General features: G+C 70.1%; 14 protein-coding genes. 4 read left to right on the top strand and 10 right to left on the bottom strand.

From position 1 onward, the window contains the following. Positions 1 to 810 precede the first annotated feature (810 nt). Positions 811 to 1,398 (bottom strand): TetR/AcrR family transcriptional regulator, encoded by a 588-nt coding sequence (locus NWFMUON74_RS24400; protein WP_187684119.1) that lies wholly within the window; start codon positions 1,396 to 1,398, stop codon positions 811 to 813. 90 nt (positions 1,399 to 1,488) lie between these two features. Here NWFMUON74_RS24400 and NWFMUON74_RS24395 point away from each other — a divergent pair, with 90 nt between their 5' ends. Next, positions 1,489 to 2,397: an oxidoreductase gene (locus NWFMUON74_RS24395; protein ID WP_187684118.1), complete on the top strand. Its 909-nt coding sequence runs from the start codon at positions 1,489 to 1,491 to the stop codon at positions 2,395 to 2,397. 21 nt (positions 2,398 to 2,418) lie between these two features. Here NWFMUON74_RS24395 and glnA read toward each other — a convergent pair whose 3' ends face one another. Next, positions 2,419 to 3,855: a type I glutamate--ammonia ligase gene (gene glnA / locus NWFMUON74_RS24390; protein ID WP_187684117.1), complete on the bottom strand. Its 1,437-nt coding sequence runs from the start codon at positions 3,853 to 3,855 to the stop codon at positions 2,419 to 2,421. Between the two features lie 397 nt (positions 3,856 to 4,252). On the opposite strand from glnA, the gene NWFMUON74_RS24385 reads away from it, so the two are divergent. After that, entirely contained in the window at positions 4,253 to 4,711 is a 459-nt protein-coding gene (locus NWFMUON74_RS24385; protein ID WP_187684116.1) for an RDD family protein, read from the top strand. 156 nt (positions 4,712 to 4,867) lie between these two features. On the opposite strand, the gene NWFMUON74_RS24380 is transcribed toward NWFMUON74_RS24385, so the two are convergent. The 5 genes from NWFMUON74_RS24380 to NWFMUON74_RS24360 are packed head-to-tail and all read right to left on the bottom strand — an operon-like array spanning position 4,868 to position 10,363. Continuing rightward, positions 4,868 to 5,611, bottom strand: coding sequence for a DUF4191 domain-containing protein (locus NWFMUON74_RS24380; protein WP_187684115.1), 744 nt, complete (start codon positions 5,609 to 5,611; stop codon positions 4,868 to 4,870). A gap of 55 nt (positions 5,612 to 5,666) precedes the next feature. Continuing rightward, complete coding sequence (locus tag NWFMUON74_RS24375) at positions 5,667 to 7,865, bottom strand: elongation factor G-like protein EF-G2 (RefSeq protein WP_187684114.1); 2,199 nt, start codon at positions 7,863 to 7,865, stop codon at positions 5,667 to 5,669. Positions 7,866 to 7,925: 60 nt separating this feature from the next. Next, a complete protein-coding gene (lipA, locus tag NWFMUON74_RS24370) occupies positions 7,926 to 8,981 on the bottom strand; it encodes a lipoyl synthase (RefSeq protein WP_187684113.1) in 1,056 nt (351 codons plus the stop codon). Positions 8,982 to 9,002: 21 nt separating this feature from the next. Then, entirely contained in the window at positions 9,003 to 9,824 is an 822-nt protein-coding gene (gene lipB / locus NWFMUON74_RS24365) for a lipoyl(octanoyl) transferase LipB (RefSeq protein ID WP_187684112.1), read from the bottom strand. Next, the gene (locus NWFMUON74_RS24360) at positions 9,821 to 10,363 is read right to left on the bottom strand and encodes a GNAT family N-acetyltransferase (protein WP_187689395.1); all 543 of its coding nucleotides are present in this window, start codon (positions 10,361 to 10,363) and stop codon (positions 9,821 to 9,823) included. Before NWFMUON74_RS24360 ends, lipB begins: the two co-directional genes overlap by 4 nt. 230 nt (positions 10,364 to 10,593) lie before the next feature. On the opposite strand from NWFMUON74_RS24360, the gene NWFMUON74_RS24355 reads away from it, so the two are divergent. Further along, positions 10,594 to 12,198, top strand: coding sequence for a sugar ABC transporter substrate-binding protein (locus tag NWFMUON74_RS24355; protein ID WP_187684111.1), 1,605 nt, complete (start codon positions 10,594 to 10,596; stop codon positions 12,196 to 12,198). Positions 12,199 to 12,216: 18 nt separating this feature from the next. Here NWFMUON74_RS24355 and NWFMUON74_RS24350 read toward each other — a convergent pair whose 3' ends face one another. Continuing rightward, positions 12,217 to 13,116, bottom strand: a complete 900-nt coding sequence (locus NWFMUON74_RS24350) for a TIGR01777 family oxidoreductase (RefSeq protein ID WP_187684110.1) — start codon at positions 13,114 to 13,116, stop codon at positions 12,217 to 12,219. Positions 13,117 to 13,273: 157 nt separating this feature from the next. After that, positions 13,274 to 15,055, bottom strand: coding sequence for a 2-oxoglutarate dehydrogenase, E2 component, dihydrolipoamide succinyltransferase (gene sucB, locus NWFMUON74_RS24345; protein ID WP_187684109.1), 1,782 nt, complete (start codon positions 15,053 to 15,055; stop codon positions 13,274 to 13,276). 331 nt (positions 15,056 to 15,386) lie between these two features. Here sucB and NWFMUON74_RS24340 point away from each other — a divergent pair, with 331 nt between their 5' ends. Next, the gene (locus tag NWFMUON74_RS24340; RefSeq protein ID WP_187684108.1) at positions 15,387 to 15,725 is read left to right on the top strand and encodes an oxidoreductase; all 339 of its coding nucleotides are present in this window, start codon (positions 15,387 to 15,389) and stop codon (positions 15,723 to 15,725) included. 171 nt (positions 15,726 to 15,896) lie between these two features. On the opposite strand, the gene NWFMUON74_RS24335 is transcribed toward NWFMUON74_RS24340, so the two are convergent. Continuing rightward, complete coding sequence (locus NWFMUON74_RS24335) at positions 15,897 to 16,541, bottom strand: peroxiredoxin-like family protein (RefSeq protein WP_187684107.1); 645 nt, start codon at positions 16,539 to 16,541, stop codon at positions 15,897 to 15,899. Positions 16,542 to 16,612 lie beyond the last annotated feature (71 nt).

The raw sequence follows: 16,612 nt of genomic DNA, 5'->3' as shown, positions 1-16,612 counted from the left end.
TACCCGGGGTCGTGGATTGCGGGGCCTCGACCGTTGAGCCCGCACCTGTAGTGCCGGGTCGTGGATTGCGGGGCCTCGACCGCTGTGCCCGCACCTGTAGTGCCGGGTCGTGGATTGCGGGGCCTCGACCGCTGTGCCCGCACCTGTAGTGCCGGGTCGTGGATTGCGGGGCCTCGACCGCTGTGCCCGCACCTGTAGTGCCGGGTCGTGGATTGCGGGGCCTCGACCGCTGTGCCCGCACCTGTAGTGCCGGGTCGTGGATTGCGGGGCCTCGACCGCTGTGCCCGCACCTGTAGTGCCGGGTCGTGGATTGCGGGGCCTCGACCGCTGTGCCCGCACCTGTAGTGCCGGGTCGTGGATTGCGGGGCCTCGACCGCTGTGCCCGCACCTGTAGTGCCGGGTCGTGGATTGCGGGGCCTCGACCGCTGTGCCCGCACCTGTAGTGCCGGGTCGTGGATTGCGGGGCCTCGACCGCTGTGCCCGCACCTGTAGTGCCGGGTCGTGGATTGCGGGGCCTCGACCGCTGTGCCCGCACCTGTAGTGCCGGGTCGTGGATTGCGGGGCCTCGACCGCTGTGCCCGCACCTGTAGTGCCGGGTCGTGGATTGCGGGGCCTCGACCGCTGTGCCCGCACCTGTAGTGCCGGGTCGTGGATTGCGGGGCCTCGACCGCTGTGCCCGCACCTGTAGTGCCGGGTCGTGGATTGCGGGGCCTCGACCGCTGTGCCCGCACCTGTAGTGCCGGGTCGTGGATTGCGGGGCCTCGACCGCTGAACCCGCATCTGGAGCGCTGAGTCGTGAACCTCGGGAGTTCATTGCTGTGTGCCCGAAGCCTGGTCCGGCTCGGGGGACAGCGCGCGGCGCGCGAGGGTCAGCCAGCGGGATTGTGTTGCGCGCGTGGCGTTGTCGTCCGGCGCGGTGGTGAGCAGGAGGATCACGTCGTCGACCGTGACATCGGCGTAAAGGCTGTGGTCGCGATGGGCGGCGGCGATCAGCCGTGCGACCGCCGCGGCGGCATTGTTCCGGAGCCGGTGCAGGGCATCGCCCGCATGGTCGGTGACGGTGTGCCGGAGTAGCCGCTCCTCACGCAGTTCGACCGTGACCTGGTGGAGCAGGCGGACGATCTCGTCCAGCGCGGTGGATTCGCGGGCGCGCACGCGAGCGGCCGCGTCGTCCAGCGAGGCGGAGATCCGGGCTTCGAGTTCGGTGACGATCGCCTCGATCAGGTCCTGCTTCGTCGGATAGTGCCGGTACAGCGTGCCGACGGCAACGCTTGCGGCGGAAGCGATCTCGTCCATGCCGACCTGCGGCCCGCGAGCGATCACGAGGTCGCGGGCAGCGCGCAGGATCGCCTCCCGATTGCGTTGCGCGTCGGCCCGGCGCGGCGTTCGTGCGGTCATCGGAAGCTCCCTGTCGTCGGTCGCTCTTGACAATACATGAACGAGTAGTTCATTTTTAATATGAACAGTTGGTTCATCTTAGGAGCGGACATGTGGACAGAGGCGGACATGCCGGATCAACGCGGCCGGGTCGCGGTGGTGACCGGCGCGAATACCGGAATCGGGTACGAGACGGCACGGGCGCTCGCGGCCAGGGGCGCGACGGTCCTGCTGGCCTGCCGCGACCCCGAGCGGGCGGCCGACGCGGCCCGGCGCATCCGCGCGGCGGCGCCGGGCGCGACGGTCGAGACGGTGCGGCTCGACCTGGGGTCGCTGGAATCCGTCCGCACGGCGGCCGCCGAGATCCGGCGCCACGATCGGATCGACCTGCTGATCAACAATGCCGGAGTCACGGGCTTGGACGGTCACACCGCCGACGGCCTCGAGGTTCAGTTCGGCATCAACCACATCGGCCACTTCGCGCTCACCGTCCTGCTGCTGGACCTGCTCGCGCCGGGCGGTCGCGTCGTCACCGTGAGCAGCATCGGACATCGCTTCGGACGCTTCGACGAGACCGGAAAGCCTTGCGGCATCAGCCCATACGCGGATTCCAAGCTTGCCAACCTGCTGTTCACCTACGAACTGGATCGCAGGCTGCGCGCGGCGGGCCGCCCGGTGGCCGCGCTGGCCGCCCACCCCGGCGGCGCGAGTACCGAGGTCTTCCGGTATTCCCCACCGTGGTTCCGCATCCCGAACCTGGCCATTGCCAAGCTGTTCGGCCGCACCCCGGCCATGGGTGCGCTGCCGACCCTGCGCGCCGCCACCGACCCCACCGCCCGCGGCGGCGAGTACTACGGTCCCGGCGGACTCTTCGAGATCCGCGGACATCCGGAGGTCGTGCAATCCGCCGCGCGGTCCCATGATCCGCGGCTACAGGCAGCATTGTGGACGGCTTCGGCGAACACCACAGGCGCTCCGGGAACGCCGGAGCCCCAGCCGGACTCGGCTGGGGCTCCGTGAGAATGCTTGCGGTACGACGACTTACACGTCGAAGTACAGCTCGAACTCGTAGGGGTGCGGGCGCAGGTTGACCGGGGCGATCTCCTGCTCGCGCTTGATGGTGATCCAGGTTTCGATCAGATCCTCGGTGAAGACGTTGCCCTCGGTGAGGTACTCGTGGTCCTCTTCCAGCTTGTCGATGACCGACGCCAGGCTGGTGGGGGCCTGCGGGATGTTCTTGGCCTCCTCCGGCGGGAGCTCGTAGAGGTCCTTGTCGACCGGGGCCGCGGGCTCGAGCTTGCGCTTGATGCCGTCCAGGCCGGCCATCATCATGGCGGCGAAGGCCAGGTACGGGTTGCCCGAGGAGTCCGGCGCGCGGAACTCGAGGCGCTTGGCCTTCGGGTTGTTACCGGTGACCGGGATGCGCACGGCCGCGGAGCGGTTGCGCTGCGAGTACACCAGGTTGATCGGGGCCTCGAAGCCCGGGACCAGGCGGTGGTAGGAGTTCACCGTCGGGTTGGTGAACGCCAGCAGCGACGGCGCGTGGTGCAGGATGCCGGCGATGTAGTGCCGTGCCAGATCCGACAGCCCGCCGTAGCCGGCCTCGTCGTGGAACAGCGGCTTGCCGTCCTTCCACAGCGACTGGTGCACGTGCATGCCCGAGCCGTTGTCGCCGAACAGCGGCTTCGGCATGAAGGTGACGGTCTTGCCCTCGGCCCACGCGGTGTTCTTGACGATGTACTTGAACAGCTGCAGGTCGTCGGCGGCGGCCAGCAGGGTGTCGAACTTGTAGTTGATCTCGGCCTGTCCGGCGGTGCCCACCTCGTGGTGGCCGCGCTCCAGCTCGAAGCCGGCGTTCTGCAGGTTGGTCGAGATCTTGTCGCGCAGGTCGACGTAGTGGTCGTACGGAGCGACCGGGAAGTAGCCGCCCTTGTTGCGGACCTTGTAGCCGCGGTTGAGGGTGCCGTCCGGGTTGAACTCCGCGCCGGTGTTCCACGAACCCGAGACCGACTCGATCTCGTAGAAGGAGCCGTTCATCGCCGAGTCGTAGCGGATCGAGTCGAAGATGTAGAACTCCGCCTCGGGGCCGAAGTACGCGGTGTCGGCGATGCCGGTGCTGCGCAGGTACTCCTCGGCCTTGCGGGCGACGTTGCGCGGGTCGCGGCTGTAGGCCTCGCGGGTGAACGGGTCGTGCACGAAGAAGTTCATGTTCAGCGTCTTCGCCGCCCGGAACGGGTCCACGCGCGCGGTGCTGAAGTCGGGCAGCAGCAACATGTCCGACTCGTCGATCGACTGGAAACCGCGCACCGACGATCCGTCGAATGCCAGGCCCTCCTCGGCCAGGTCGGCGGTGAACGCCTTCGCCGGGATCGAGAAGTGCTGCTGCACACCCGGGAGGTCGGTGAACCGGACGTCGACGTACTCCAGCTCCTCCTCCTTGATGTACTTGATGACCTCGTCGGCCGTGCTGAACGCCACTTAGTACTCCTTACGGATCGGTTCCCAGCCTGTGCCGATTGCTGGGTGTCGCAGATGAACGCTATGGACGCGGTGTTTCCCGACAATCAAGACTGTGTTTCGCCAGTGTTACACGTACTGCTAGCCGCAGGCGTCTGCCCCGGACCGAGCGGATCGATACCGCGCCCGGGGCCGATCGACGCCCGACCAGCACGCATATCCTGCCATTACCCGGATACCGGTGTGCGCGAAGACCCGGCGAACATGTGTTGAGAACCACCCCGCGCGCGGTGTCCGGGGCGGAGAGCTTCCCGCGCGCAACCATCGGCTCGTGAGTCGCGCGGAGACAGCGCACCGCGTGGGCGATGCCCCCCGGGTGTGATGCGGTCGACTCCGACCCGCGGCCTAAGCTGGGGGCATGGCGCGAATCACCGGTTCCTGGTTGTCCGGACCCGATGCGGCCGACCCGGACCAGCCGGGTGCGGGCGAATATCCGGGGGAGCTGCTGGGGCTGCCGAAAGACGGCGCCGGGTCGCTGGTGTCATTGCTGCGGCGGATCGTCGCGCTGTTCGTCGACTGGTTCATCGCCATGGGGATCGCCGCGATCATCGCGCGGGGCGGGTCGATCAACACGCTCACGCTGCTGGTGTGGTTCGTGATCGGTGTCGTCACGGTGACGTTGTTCGGGTTCACTCCGGGGCAGTATTTCCTGCGCCTGCGGGTGATCCGGATCGATGCCGAGGCCACGGTCGGATTCGTGCGCGCCCTGGCCCGGCAGGTGCTGCTGATCTTCGTGGTGCCCGCCCTGTTCACCGACTCCGACGGCCGCGGCATGCACGACCGCGCCACCGGCACCGCCCTCGTCCGCGCCCGCTGACCGCGTGCATGCTCGCTCCACCGAGGGAGTTCCGCGACATACGAAGTCGGAGTGCGGAGTGCCGGGCAGGCATTGTGAAGCCCAGCGTCCTGAAGCGCCAGGACGGCATACGAAGGCCCGCGTCTGCAGTACTCGACGCGGGCCTGACGCGAGATTTCAGCGGCGGCGGATCGTGCGCTGCATTCCACGCATCTTCGCGCCGCTTGGCAGCGGGCCTTTCGGCAGAGCGGGGCCGCCGCGGGTCGCGAGCGCCGAGAGGCGGCCCTCGATGAGGTCCATGCGCTTGGTGTCGATATTGCGGGGGAGCTTGGTGAGGTAGCGCTGCAGGCCCTTGAGCGGGACCTGGCCCTCCTCGTTGCCGATGACGACGTCGTAGATCGGAGTATCGCCGACGAGCCGGGCGGTCTTCTTCTTCTCTTGCGCCAGCAGGGATTTCAGGCGCGACGGAGAACCCTCGGCGACCAGGATGACACCCGGCAGGCCGATCACCCGGTGCACGGCGTCGAGCTGAGTGGTCGCCGCGACGCCCTGGGTGACACGCCACTTGCCCTGCAGATTGTCCAGCACCCAGGCGGCGGCGCCCGCCTGGCCCTCCGCCTTGGCGTACACGTTGCGCTGTACCCGGCGACCGAAGATGATGAACGCCACCAGCGCGCCCAGCAGCAGACCCACCGGCAGGAAGAACCACTGCAGGTGCACGAACAGGCCGATCACGAACAGCACCACGGCGATGCCGAGGAACGCGCCGAGCATCAGCGGCAGCAGCAGCTTGTCTTCCTTGCGCTGCATGTTGAACGCCTGCCAGAGCTGCTGGCGCCGCTCCTTCGACGCCTGCTTGCGCGCCGCCTTCGCCGCGGCCTTCGCTTCCTTGGACGGCTTCCCGCCCTTACCTGCTGCCATGGACACCAGGATATCGGGAATGCCCGGTCGCTTCGGCGGGGGGACGCGGGGGGCCTCAGCCCGAGTTGTTCGACTCGGCTCGCAGGGCCTCGGCGCGTTGCGCGGGCATCGGCTCGTGGCGGAGGTAGGCGCGGGTGAACTGGGCGCTGCCGTGCGCGAGCGAACGCAGATCGATGGCGTAGCGGCTGAGTTCGATTTCGGGGACCTCGGCGCGAATCACGGTGCGCGCCCCGGTGGTCGGTTCGGTGCCGAGGACGCGGCCGCGGCGGCTCGACAGATCGCTCAGTACGGCGCCGACGTAATCGTCGGAGACGGTGACCGCCACCTCGGCGATCGGTTCCAGCAGGCTGATGCGCGCGGCCGCGGCGGCCTCCCGCAACGCCAGCGCACCCGCGGTCTGGAAGGCGGCGTCGGAGGAGTCGACCGAATGCGCCTTGCCGTCGAACAGTGTCACCCGCACATCCACCAGCGGATATCCGGTAGCCACCCCCTTGGCCGCCTGCGCTCGCACGCCCTTCTCGACCGACGGAATGAATTGCCGCGGCACGACCCCGCCCACCACCTTGTCGACGAACTCGATGCCCGAGCCCTCCGGCAGCGGCGCCACTTCGATCTCGCAGATGGCGTACTGGCCGTGCCCGCCGGACTGTTTGACGTGACGCCCGCGCCCGGAGGCGGTGGTGGCGAACGTCTCGCGCAGCGCGACCCGGTGCTCGATCGTGTCCACCTGTACGCCGAACCGCGACCGCAGCCGTTCCAGCGCGACCTCCCGGTGCGCCTCGCCCAGGCACCACAGCACCAGCTGACGGGTCTGGCCGTTCTGTTCCAGTCGCACCGCCGGATCCTCCGCGACCAGCCGCGCCAGTCCCTGCGACAGCTTGTCCTCGTCGGCCTTGCCGTGCGCGCGAATGGCCACCGGCAGCAACGGTTCCGGCATCCGCCACGGCTCGATGAGCAGCGGAGTGTCCTTGGCCGACAGCGTGTCACCGGTCTCGGCGTGGCCGAGCTTGCTCACGCAGGCGATGTCCCCGGCGATGGCCCGGCCCAGCGGGCGCTGCTGCTTGCCGAACGGCAGCGACACCGCGCCCACCCGTTCGTCGATGTCGTGATTGCGCTCCTGGACCGGGCCGTGCCCGCAGACGTGCACGGTCTCGTCGGCGCGCAGCGTCCCGGAGAACACCCGCACCAGCGACAGCCGCCCGACGTACGGATCGGATGCGGTGCGGATGACCTCCGCCGCCAGCGGGCCGTCCGGATCGCAGGACAGCGGGGCGGGGCGCTGACCGTCGAGCCCCGACGCCGACACGGGATGCTCTGCGGGAGTAGGGAATCCGCGCGTGATCAGCTCCAGGATCTCGACCATGCCCAGCCCCTCGCGGGCGCCCTCCGGCGGCGGCGCCGCGATCAGGACGGGATGGAAGGTGCCGCGCGCCACGGCCCGCTCCAGATCGGTGACCAGGGTGGTGAGATCGATCTCCGCGCCTTCGAGGTAGCGATCCATGAGGGTCTCGTCCTCGCTCTCGGCGATGATGCCCTCGATGAGCCGTCCGCGCGCCTCGTCGATCAGCGCCGCCTGGTCCGGGGTGGTCTCGGCCTGGGTGTGCGCACCCTGCGAATAGTCGAAGACGTGCGTGCTCAGCAGGTCGATCAGGCCGGTCACGGGCCGGTGCCCGTCGGCGCCCCGCGGCCCGTACACCGGAAGGTGCAGCGGCAGCATGCTTTCCGCCGCGCCGCCGCCGAGCAGCTCGCGGCAGGTCGCGGTGATCTCGTCGAAATCGGCGCGGGCCGCGTCGAGATGGGTGATCACCAGCGCGCGCGGCATGCCGACGCTCGCGCACTCCTCCCACAGCGCCATCGTCTGCCCGCCCACCCCCGCCGCGCCCGCGGCGGCCGAGACGACGAAAAGGGCCGCGTCCGCGGCGCGCAGACCGGCCCTCAGCTCCCCGACGAAATCGGCGTAACCCGGTGTGTCGAGCAGGTTTATCTTGATTCCGTCCCAGCCGATCGGTACCACCGACAGCTGGACGGACCGGTGTTGTCGCTGTTCGATGTCGTCGTAGTCGGAGACGCACGTGCCGTCCTCGACCCGGCCGGCCCGGGTGACCGCACCGGTGGCGACGGCGAGGGCCTCGACCACCGTGGTCTTGCCCGAGCCGCTCTGGCCGACCAGGACGACGTTGCGGATCGTGTCGGGGCGCTCGGCCGTGATGGTCGCGCCGTTGGCGCCTGCCGATGTGCTCGCTCGCTCGGCCATAGTCCGAGCTTCCCACCGGAGGCCGCGGCCTGTCAGCGATTCGTCAGATCCCGGCCGGGGTCAGGAACCGAAGCGGGCCAGCACCGAGGTGGCCTCCTGCGCGGCGGTGCTCTCGTCGCCGAGGTGGGCCATCTCGGCGGGCAGCTCGCGGCCGTGGCGCTGCATGGCCTGGGCGTACAACCGGCCCGCGCGGTAGGAGGAACGGACCAGCGGCCCGGCCATGACACCGGCGAAACCCATCTCCTCGGCGGCCCGGGAGTGCTCGACGAACTCCTCCGGCTTCACCCAGCGCTCGACCGGATGGTGCCGCGGCGAGGGCCGCAGGTACTGGGTGATGGTGAGGATGTCGCACCCGGCCTCGTGCAGGTCGCGCATCGCCTGCGTGACCTCCTCCGGGGTCTCGCCCATGCCGAGGATCAGGTTGGACTTGGTGACCAGCCCGGCCTCGCGGGCGGCGGTGATGACCCGCAGCGACCGCTCGTAGCGGAAGGCGGGGCGGATGCGCTTGAAGACCCGGGGCACCGTTTCCACGTTGTGCGCCAGCACCTCCGGCCGGGCGGAGAACACCTCGGCCAGCTGCTCGGGAATCGCGTTGAAGTCGGGGATCAGCAGCTCCACGCCGGTGTGCGGGTTGAGCCGCTTGATGGCGCGCACCGTCTCGGCGTACAGCCAGGCGCCGCCGTCCTCGAGATCGTCGCGCGCGACACCGGTGATGGTCGAGTAGCGCAGCCCCATGGTCTGCACGCTCTCGGCGACGCGGCGCGGCTCGTCGCGATCCAGCGCGGCCGGTTTGCCGGTGTCGATCTGGCAGAAGTCGCAGCGCCGGGTGCACTGCTCGCCGCCGATGAGGAAGGTGGCCTCGCGGTCCTCCCAGCATTCGAAGATGTTGGGACAGCCCGCCTCCTCGCAGACCGTGTGCAGCCCTTCGCGTTTGACCAGGCCCTTGAGTTCCGAGTACTCCGGGCCCATGGTGGCGCGGGTGCGGATCCACGACGGCTTGCGCTCGATCGGGGTCTCCGCGTTGCGGGCCTCGATGCGAAGCAGCTTGCGGCCGTTGGGCGCTGCGGCGTGCTGTGGTGCCGAGCGGTTCGATGTCGGGGTGTCGACGGAGGTCACCGAACCGATGCTACGCCGTGATCATTCGGCCTCGACGGGTGCTCCGTTCCCGGTAGCGAGGGGTGTGACCCGGGCTACATCGTGGTCGGCGACGGGCAGCGTGCCGTCGAGCGCGCGCAGGATCGCATCCGAGACCAGCGTGAGGGCCTCGGTGACGGTGACCTCGCGGCCCAGCTCTCGGCTCAGTGTCGTCACCCCGGCGTCGTGGATGCCGCAGGGCACTATCGTCTCGAAGCCTTCCAGGGCGGAATTGCAGTTCAAGGCGATGCCGTGCAGGGCGACGCCGCGCTGCACCCGCACGCCGATCGCCGCGACCTTCCGTTCCGGCTGCGCGGCCGTCGCCGGCACCCAGACACCGGAGCGGCCCGACACCCGGCCACAGTCGACGCCGAAGCCGGTGCACACGGCGATGAGGGCCTCCTCCAAGCGGCGCACGTAATCGACGACGTCGACCGGCTCGGCCAGACGCACGATGGGGTAGCCGACCAATTGCCCGGGGCCGTGCCAGGTGATCTTGCCGCCGCGGTCGACCCGGACCACCGGGCTGCCGTCGAGCGGCAGGTCACCCGGTTCGGTGCGGCGGCCGGCGGTGAACACCGAGGGGTGCTCGAGCAGCAGCAGCCGATCCTGGCCGCGGCCCTCGGCTCGCTCCGCGGCGATGGTGCGCTGAATGTCCCACGCGCTGTGATAGTCGATGAGGCCCAGATGCTCGACGAGCACGGGGGCGTCGTCGTAGCGGGCCGAGCGTGCGGCGCGGTGGCCGTCGGTGGCCGCGACGCCGGGCGGCGCGGGTTTGCTCGTAGGCTCGCCCCGGGTGGAAGGTGCGCTGGCAGGCTCGCTCACCAGAGCGAGGTTACGCCATGGTTACCGGCCTCGGGGACAGGGTCGGCGGGCAGTGTCAACTGCATCAACGTCAAATCCAGCCAGCGGCCGAATTTCTGTCCCACCTCGGGCAATTCGCCCATGACCCGGAAGCCGAACCGCTGGTGCAGCGTGATCGAGGTGGTGTTGGCGGACTCGATCGCGGCGATCACCGCGTGCACCCGGCCGGACCGCTCGGCCCGCGCCAGCAACTCCGTCAGCAGGGCGGTGGCGACGCCGCGGCGCTGATAGCTGTCGGCGACGTACACCGAATTCTCCACGGTCTGCCGGTAGCCCGATTTCGGCCGCCACTGCGAGTAACTCGCGTATCCCGCGACCGCGCCGTCGATCTCCCCGACGAGCACGGGGTAGCTACCGGCCCGGCGCTCGCGCAACCATGCGCGCCGTTCCTCGAGCCCGACCGTCTCGGTGTCCCAGATCGCGGTCGTCGCGGCGATGGCGTGGTTGTGGATCGCCAGGATCTCCGGCAGATCGGTCTCCCGCGCATCCCGGATCACCACACCGACCGCTCCGTTCTCACCCACCGGGAAAACGGTAGCGGTGCGCGGCGATCCGCAGTGGTCCGGGTCGGTCGCGGCCCGCTGATCTGGGAGTAGGTCCGGACGGGCGGGGTTGCCGACGTGTGCTGTGAGTGTCGTTGCGCCGGAGGATCTTCCGACTCGGTGGACAGTACGCGCCGCAGGACCCAAGATGCAGGGAGGTCGTCCGGGCAGCACGGCAGGAGTAGCACATGGCCGCGGGGGTGGTGGAGCAGGCGCCGGAGTGGATGCAGGGGGCCGGGTCACTGCTGGCGCTCGTGTTCGCCTCGATCGCGGTCGTCGTGGCCAGGCGCACCTATGGGATCGAGTCGGAGCGCGATCGGGTCGATGCCGAACGCCGGGAGAAGCAGGATCTATTCGAACGTCGCAGCCAGGCCGCGCGGATCTCGGCGTGGTGGGGCGAGAACGCGGACGGTGAGCCGGGTGTCTTCGTGCGCAATGCCTCCGAGGCGCCCGTGTATCAGCTGTACGCGACGATCCTGCCGGTCGACGGAACGGGCGAGGGCGCGAAGATCCAGCACATGGTGGTGCCGCCCGCGCCGGACCCGATCTTCCTCCGGATCTCCGCCGGGCCCGCAGAGCGGCGGCGCGCGGTGCGCCGGGTGATGGTGACCTTCACCGATGCGTCCGGGGTGCGCTGGCAGCGCAACCAGTACGGGCGGTTGCAGGAACTGCAGCCGCACGTGACCGTGGTGGCCGACGGCGTACGGTCCGAGGCCCTGTCGAACTTCAAGGACGACTTCCGCGACACCTACGGCGTCGGCGTCTCGTTCGTCACCGAGGGCCGCACCCTGACTCTCGACCGGATCACCGACGAGCTGGCGGCCATCCCGGACGCGGATGCCGCTGTCTACCCGCACGATTGGATCGGCGAACTCATCGAGCGGAACTCGATCGCGCCGATCCTGCTGACCGACGACCATCGCGCCGCGTTCCCCGCGTGGACGCTGGAGGCGCTCACCGTCGACGGGCGGCTCTACGGGATTCCCACCACCATCGACACCACGGCGCTGCTCCGGAACACCGACCTCGTCCCGGACGCGCCGTCGAGCCTCGACGAATTGCTCGAGATCGGTCTGGCGTTGCGGGCGGAGGGGCGAGTGCGTGAGCCGCTCGCCCTGCGGGTCGGCGCCGACGGCGAGCCGTTCCAGATGTGGCCGCTGTTCGCCGGTGCCGGGGGACGGCTGTTCGATACGACGGCAGACGGCTGGGACACCTCCCGGGTCCGATTGGCCACCGCGGAATCCGTGGCCGCCCTCGAGTGCCTGCGCGAACTGGGTGAGGCGGGCATGGGCGTGCTGCGCCGCTCCGTCGGCAAGGCCGAGGCGCTCGAACTCTTCGTCTCCGGCCGCGCGCCGTTTCTCGTCACCACCGCGGACGCGCTGAAACCGATTCGGGCCGCGCAGGTTCCGGTGGCGGTCAGCGCCGTGCCCGGACTCGACGGAGCGCGGGCGGAACCGGCCTTCACCGCGGTGCACGGGCTCATGCTGGCACGGCACGGCCGCAGCCGGGTGACCGCGCTCGACCTGTTCGCCGACTACCTCGCGCACGACGACGTGATGGACGCGCTGTGCCGGCACGTGGTCGCGCCGGTCGGCACGCACCGCGTACCCGACGATCCGGCGGTCGCGGATTATGCGCGACTGTGCGCTCGGGGTCGTCCGATGCCGTCGTTCCCGCAGATGAGACAGACCTGGGCGGCACTGGCCCGGATGGAGGTCGCGGTGGTGGCGGGCGGCGATCCGGAGGCGGCGGCCGTCGCGGCGGCGCGCGATATCGAACGGCTGTACCGATAGTCCGGGAATTACCGTGGATCAGGCGGATCTGCCTACGGCCGCGGCCAGGGCCTCGCCGATCGTGTTGTGCTGGAAGCGATATCCGGCCGCTTCCAGGACCGTGGGGATGGCGCGGGGACCGTGCAGGATCGCCTCGTCGGCGAACTCGCCGAGGGCCAGGCGCAAGGCGACGGCGGGGACGACGAACGGGGCCGGGCGGTGCATGGCGTGGCCGAGGGCGCGGTTGAATTCGGCGTTGGTCACCGGGGCGGGGCCGGTCAGGTTCACCGGGCCGGACACGGTGTCGTGGGTGAGGGCGAACACGATGCCGCCGATCTCGTCGTCGAGCGAGATCCACGGCAGGTACTGGCGGCCGTTGCCCAATCGGCCGCCCAGACCCAGCGAGTACAGCGGCTGCAGCATGCCCAGCAGGCCGCCGCGGCGGGCCAGCACGACGGCGCTGCGAAGCAACACCACACGCGCGCCCGCCTCCGCCGCGGGCTGCGTCGCACCCTCCCAGTCGCGGCACAGGGTGGCGAGGAAACCCGTTCCGGCGGAATCGGATTCGGTCATCACGCGGTCGCCGGTGGCACCGCCGTAGTAGTGCGCGCCGCTGGCGTTGACCAGCGTCGGCACCCCCGCGGCGGCGACCGCCTCGGCGAGCACGTCGGTGGGCGTGAGGCGACTGTCGCGCAGCTCCTGCTTGAAGCTGCCGGTCCAGCGCCGGGACCCGAGACCGGCGCCGCAGAGGTTGACCACCGCGTCCGTGTCCCGCAGCGCCGGCTGCGGCACCCGGGCGCGGACCGGATCCCAGGAGAACTCGTCGGGACCGGCCGCGGGGCGGCGCACCAGGCGAGCCACCTCGTGCCCGTCCCGTCGCAGCGCCGCCACCAGAGCCGTCCCGATCAACCCGGAGGATCCGGCGATCACGACCTTCATCGGGCCGTCCCGCTCACGGAGAATCCCGCGACCACGACCTTCATAGCGTCGTCCCGCTCATCCCGGACGATCCGGCGATCACGACCTCCATCGGGCCGTCCCGCTCATCCTGGGGGACCCTGCGATCACAACCTTCATGCGGTCACCGAGTCTCCTGTTACAGGCCCAGGTCGGCCTCGAACGCGGCTTCCTCCAGCCGGTGCCGGATGGTGGTGAGGAAGCGGCCCGCGTCGGCGCCGTCGATCAGGCGGTGATCGTAGGTCAGCGGCAGGTAGCACATCGAGCGGATGCCGATGAACTCGTTGCCGTTGTCGGCGATCGCCACCGGCCGCTTCACGATCGCGCCCGTGCCCAGCATCGCCGACTGCGGCGGCACCAGGATCGGGGTGTCGAACAGCGCGCCCTGGCTGCCGATATTGGTGATCGTGAAGGTGCCACCGGCCAGCTCGTCCGGCTTCAGGCCGCCCGTGCGGGCCCGGTTGGCGATGTCGGCGATGGCGCGCGCCAGGCCGGCCAGCGACAGGTCACTGGCGTTGTGGATGACCGGGGAGAGCAGGCCCTGCTCGGTGTCCACCGCGATGCCCAGGTGCACGGCCGAGTGGTAGGTGATCTCCTTGGTGTCCTCGTTGTAGGAGGCGTTGATGTTCGGGTGCACGCCCAGCGCCTCGACCGCGGCCTTGGCGAAGAACGGCAGGAACGTCAGGTTGACGCCCTCGCGCTCCTTGAACGCGTCCTTGGCGCGGGCCCGCAGCGCCGCGATATTGGTGACGTCGGCCTCGTGGGTCTGCGTCAGCTGCGCGGTGGCCTGCAGCGATTCGCGGGTCTTGACCGCGGTGATCTGGCGGATGCGGCTGGCCTTCTGGACCGTGCCGCGCAGCGCCTGCAGCTGCGGCCGGACACCGACCGAGGCGGCGGGAGCGGAGGACTGCGCCGGGGCCGCGGCCGGTGCGGCGGCGGGCTGGGGTGCCGCCGCGGGCTTGCTGCTCTCGGCGGCGGCGAGCACGTCCTGCTTGCGGATGCGGCCGCCCACGCCCGAGCCCTTGACCGATGCGAGGTCGACGTTGTTCTCGGCGGCCAGCTTGCGGACCAGCGGGGTCACGTACGGAGCCTCGCCGTTGCCGCCGGAGGCGGCCGGAGCGGGCGGCTGTGCCGGAGCCTGCTGAGGGGCGGGCCGGGGCGCGGGCGCCTGCTGCGCGGCGGCGGGTTGCAGTGCCGGTGCCTGCTGCGCGGCGGGTGCGGGTGCCGGTTGCGGCGCGGGCGCCGGAGCCGGAGCCGCGGGCGCCGGTGCGGGGGCCGGGGCTGGCGCGGGAGCAGCGGCGGGGGAACCGCTTCCGATGACGCCGAGCTGGCCGCCGACGGCCACGACGTCGTCCTCGTTCGCGCTGATCTCCAGCAGTGTGCCGGCCACCGGCGACGGGATCTCGGTGTCGACCTTGTCGGTGGACACCTCCAGCAGCGGCTCGTCCACCTCGACCTGCTCGCCGACCTGCTTGAGCCAGCGCGTCACGGTGCCCTCGGTGACCGACTCGCCCAGCTCGGGCATCTTCACCGGGGTGCCGCTCGCGGCGGACTGCGCGGGGGCCGACGCCGGTGCGGGCGCCGCAGCGGGGGCGGCGGCCGCGGGAGCCGGTGCGGGCTCGGGGGCGGGTGCCGGGGCGGCGGCTTCGGGGGCAGGGGCCGGCTCGGCTGCGGGGGCCTCGCCGGCCTCACCGATCACGCCGAGCTCGCCGCCGACCTCGACGACGTCGTCCTCCTGGGCCACGATCTTGGTCAGCACGCCGGCGGCCGGTGAGGGGATCTCGGTGTCGACCTTGTCGGTGGAGACTTCGAGCAGGGGCTCGTCGACCTCGACCGTGTCTCCTTCCTGCTTCAGCCACCTGGTCACGGTGCCTTCGGTGACGCTCTCACCAAGCGCTGGCATCTGGACGGAGAAGGCCATGTCCGTTGACTCCTCTAACTGCTCGACGGGTCTACAACAGTTCGTCTCTCGGCGGGCGCCCACCGCGATCGCGGCGGCTGCCCGAACTGCCACCGAACATTCTGTGTGGCACCGGAGATCCGTGTGTGGTTCATGTTCCGGGTCTCCATCCTTGCACTCGCCGCCGCGGCGCGTAGCACAGGGCGTGCCGTGTCCGGGGTGCTACCCCGTCCGGACCGGTGGCGTTCGCGGCGGGCGGACCCGGCTCGCGCCGCGCACACCGTCCTACTGGCAGTATCGATGGACCGGGTCCGAGCGTGTCCGGTTCTTGGAACGAGGAGGTGGGGCGGAGATGGGTTTGCTGGATCGTTTCCGCCGCAGCGGGCCGGGCGGTTCCGGTGCCGGCGATTTCCGCTATCTGGACGATTGGGTCCGCAACCACATCGGTGTCGAGGCCTACGTGGAACCGAAAACCACCGTGACCGATGTCACGGTGGTTCTTGTTGCCACGGATGGTGAATGGACGCGGCGGGTGGTCGGGGAGCAAGGCGCCCGGCGTCTGTCCGGCCGCCTCGGCATCCCCGTCTACGACGTCCGCCGCACCGGTTACCCCCAACGCATGCGAGACTTCGACGCCCGTCGCCGCATCGAACGCAAGCGCGCATTGGAACAGGAATTGGGGGAACCGTAGGGCGTCAGTCCGCGACGCGGGGTTGGGCGGAAGCTCGCGGCGGTGTCAGTCCACCATGGGGGCGTGGCGGAGGCTCGAGGTGTGAGTCCACGACGGGGGTGTGGCCGAGGCTCGAGGTGTGAGTCCACGACGGGGGTGTGGCCGAGGCTCGAGGTGTGAGTCCACCATGCTCTATGTGGCCGAGGCTCGTTCGCTCAGGGCGGTGAGGATGTCGGCGGCTTCCGCGCGGTGCCGGTAGTCGCCGTCGACGTGGGCGTAGCGGATGCGGCGATCGGTGTCGATGACATAGGTTGCGGGGATCGGCAGTTCGTCGTTGGTGGCGGTGAGATCGGCGCCCGCTGTCCGGTACAGCTCTCGAACATCCTCGGGCACGGTGAACACCAGTCCGAATGCGCGGGCCACGCCGTTGCGGTCGTCGAAGAGCACGTCGAACTCCAGGGCGTGGCGTTCGGCGGTGGTGAGCGAATCGTCCGGCGGCTCCGGTGAGATCGCCACCAGCCGGGCGCCGTGGGCGCGGAACTCCGGAAGGGCCTGTTGCAGCGTGTGCAGCTGCACATTGCAGTACGGGCACCAGCCGCCGCGGTAGAAGGTCAGCACGACCGGACCCTCGCGCAACGCGTCGGTGAGGGTGAAGGGTGTGCCGCGCTGATCGGTGCGGGTGAAGTCCGGAGCGAGTGCGCCGGTGGTGAGGGCGTCGGAGCCGAGACCGCTGAGACTTTCGGCGTGCTGCTGTGCTTGCTGCAGCAGCTCTTCCGGCAGGATGGCGGCGTACTGTTCCTGGAATCGAATCAGGTTGTGCGAGTAGCTTTCTGGCATGTCCTCGACGGTATGTCCGCACGGTCGCCGCGGCCATGACCCTGCGTCGCGAATGGATAGCAGCGCGTCTC

This window comes from Nocardia wallacei (assembly GCF_014466955.1).
GTDB classification, from domain to species: Bacteria; Actinomycetota; Actinomycetes; order Mycobacteriales; family Mycobacteriaceae; genus Nocardia; species Nocardia wallacei.
Note: the sequence above shows the minus strand (reverse complement) of the source record. Positions and strands in the feature narration are given on the sequence as shown.

What these genes read in the sequence shown, in the direction of transcription:
- NWFMUON74_RS24400 (WP_187684119.1), bottom strand. Translation starts at nt 1,398, where the DNA reads ATGACCGCACGAACGCCGCGCCGGGCCGACGCGCAACGCAATCGGGAG.
- NWFMUON74_RS24395 (WP_187684118.1), top strand. Translation starts at nt 1,489, where the DNA reads ATGTGGACAGAGGCGGACATGCCGGATCAACGCGGCCGGGTCGCGGTG.
- NWFMUON74_RS24385 (WP_187684116.1), top strand. Translation starts at nt 4,253, where the DNA reads ATGGCGCGAATCACCGGTTCCTGGTTGTCCGGACCCGATGCGGCCGAC.
- NWFMUON74_RS24380 (WP_187684115.1), bottom strand. Translation starts at nt 5,611, where the DNA reads ATGGCAGCAGGTAAGGGCGGGAAGCCGTCCAAGGAAGCGAAGGCCGCG.
- NWFMUON74_RS24375 (WP_187684114.1), bottom strand. Translation starts at nt 7,865, where the DNA reads ATGGCCGAGCGAGCGAGCACATCGGCAGGCGCCAACGGCGCGACCATC.
- NWFMUON74_RS24355 (WP_187684111.1), top strand. Translation starts at nt 10,594, where the DNA reads ATGGCCGCGGGGGTGGTGGAGCAGGCGCCGGAGTGGATGCAGGGGGCC.
- NWFMUON74_RS24350 (WP_187684110.1), bottom strand. Translation starts at nt 13,116, where the DNA reads ATGAAGGTCGTGATCGCCGGATCCTCCGGGTTGATCGGGACGGCTCTG.
- sucB (WP_187684109.1), bottom strand. Translation starts at nt 15,055, where the DNA reads ATGGCCTTCTCCGTCCAGATGCCAGCGCTTGGTGAGAGCGTCACCGAA.
- NWFMUON74_RS24340 (WP_187684108.1), top strand. Translation starts at nt 15,387, where the DNA reads ATGGGTTTGCTGGATCGTTTCCGCCGCAGCGGGCCGGGCGGTTCCGGT.
- NWFMUON74_RS24335 (WP_187684107.1), bottom strand. Translation starts at nt 16,541, where the DNA reads ATGCCAGAAAGCTACTCGCACAACCTGATTCGATTCCAGGAACAGTAC.